General features: G+C 58.0%; 1 protein-coding gene. It reads left to right on the forward strand.

Annotated features, from left to right (window positions below):
- The first annotated feature begins 475 nt into the window (after positions 1 to 475).
- Positions 476 to 967, forward strand: coding sequence for an IS630 family transposase (locus BMX97_RS31830; RefSeq protein WP_091755081.1), 492 nt, complete (start codon positions 476 to 478; stop codon positions 965 to 967).
- The last annotated feature ends 994 nt before the right edge of the window (positions 968 to 1,961 follow it).

A 1,961-nucleotide genomic window follows, 5' to 3' on the forward strand; every position in this document is an offset into this window, starting at 1 on the left:
GGCGCTCAGGTCAAGAGATGTGGGTACACGGTAGGCCATCGGCGCCTCCCAACAAACCCACACTTTGCCACAAACTTCAGACGCAGGACACTAGCGAAGGGCCACAGCTTTGCCGAGGCTGCCGCGGCCACGGCATTCGGCGAACGCTTGGTGCGTCGGTTGTTCGACCGCGACAATGCCGAGGGCCCCGATGCCCTGGGCGACCGGCGGTGCCACAACGGGGCCGCCCCCAGCATCCTGACGCCAGAAGCCCTCGACCGGCTGCGCCAGCGCCTGGCCGAGCCCCCGACGGACGGGGGGGCGTGTGGACGAGCCGCAAAGTGGCGGACGTCCTGGCCCACGAACTGGGGCGCGAGCAGGTGGCGATGCAGCGTGGCTGGGAAGCCCTGAAGGCATTGGGCTGGTCGCTGCAACGGCCGCGCCCGCGCAACCCGCGGGCGGCGACGCCCGAGGCCGCGCAGGCTTTTAAAAAAAGTTGGCGCAGGCCGTCGACGAGGAGGAAGCCCGCGAGCCGCGTCTTCCGGTCGTCGTCCATGCCAGCGACGAGCACCGCCTCGGCCTGAAGCCGGTCACGCGGCGGGTCTGGGCGCCGGCGGGAGAGCGGACGGTGGCGCCGGGTCATCACCGCTTCAAAAGGCTGCACGTGACCGCCTTTGTGGCGCCGGCCACCGGCGAGACGGTGTGGTATCTCTCCTACGGCCTGTCCAAGCCGTTCCTCGAGCGCTTGCTGGCCGACTTCGCCCGCGAGGTCGGGGCGGGCACGCGCTGTCGGGCGGTGGTGATGCTCGACAATGCCGGCTGGCACACCCAACCCAACCTGACGGTGCCCGAGGGCGTGCGGCTGGTCTACCTGCCACCCTACACGCCCGAGCTTCAGCCGGCCGAGACGCTGTGGCCGCTGGTCGATGAGCCCGTTGTCAACCGGTACAGCGCCAATCTGGACGAACTGGAACGCGTGGTCGAGTAGCGGTGCACGACCTTGGGCGACGATCCCAACGTCATCCGGTCGCGCACAAACTTCCAATGGCTCCCCAAAACCGCCAAGCCAACGCCTAAGCTGAACTAATCAACCGGAAGATGTATAACTTGCACAAATTTTAGCTTCTAATGTATGTGCAATTTGATCCGTGATGTCCTTGGTTTGATCTATTTGTGCCAATGCTGGAAAATTAAATACAAGACCATGAACTTATTCAAAAAAATAATAAAATCATAAAAACACAAAGCGTTAACAGGTGGTTCGCAATATTTTTAGCCAATTCATATCATGTCTGCCGCCGATCTATCATATTTGGCTTAAGTAATAACATTCTGCTCCATTATCTAAAGTATTTCCCAAAAAATGAATAGAGTGCCAACATTCTAGTTATTCCTAAAAGTAAATATTTATCGTATTTTTTGTACTATTCTATAATATTATTTTTACGAATCGGGTTATGATTTTACGTATGCATAGAAATATGTTGTACGTGCGTTCCTCCGGGGCCACGCCCTACTCGCTTCGCTCCCCGAACCCCGTTCCGGGTTTCGACCCCGCGGGTGACGACCGCATCGCGCGGCCCCCAAGAACGTCGAGGCCGCCAAGAACGTCGAAGCCGCCGAAGGTGGCCCCTTCTGGTCGAGGACCCTCTTGCAAGCTTCATCATGAGGCACGTTAGCGTGCAGCTAGCGTATAAATTGTGCATGGCCGATGAGGGTTGCGCCGCACTAGTATCTCGAAAAAATAAGCCTGCGTTCGACCTTATATGATATCTTGTATCAAGATTTATTTAACCGATCGCCAGGTCATATAGCTCTGTAATAATACAATTTATAAGGGTGGGCGATATGAACATCAACGTAATCGGCAAGCATCGTCCGGAGACCGGCACGGCCCGCAGCCAAATCGGCGTCTCCGGCCGCGCTACTGCGATGATCCTGGCGACCGTCTGCGCGTCGTTCGCCGTCGGCTCGACCTACAT

Origin of the sequence: Methylobacterium sp. ap11, from assembly GCF_900110515.1 — a bacterium.
GTDB lineage: Bacteria > Pseudomonadota > Alphaproteobacteria > Rhizobiales > Beijerinckiaceae > Methylobacterium > Methylobacterium ajmalii.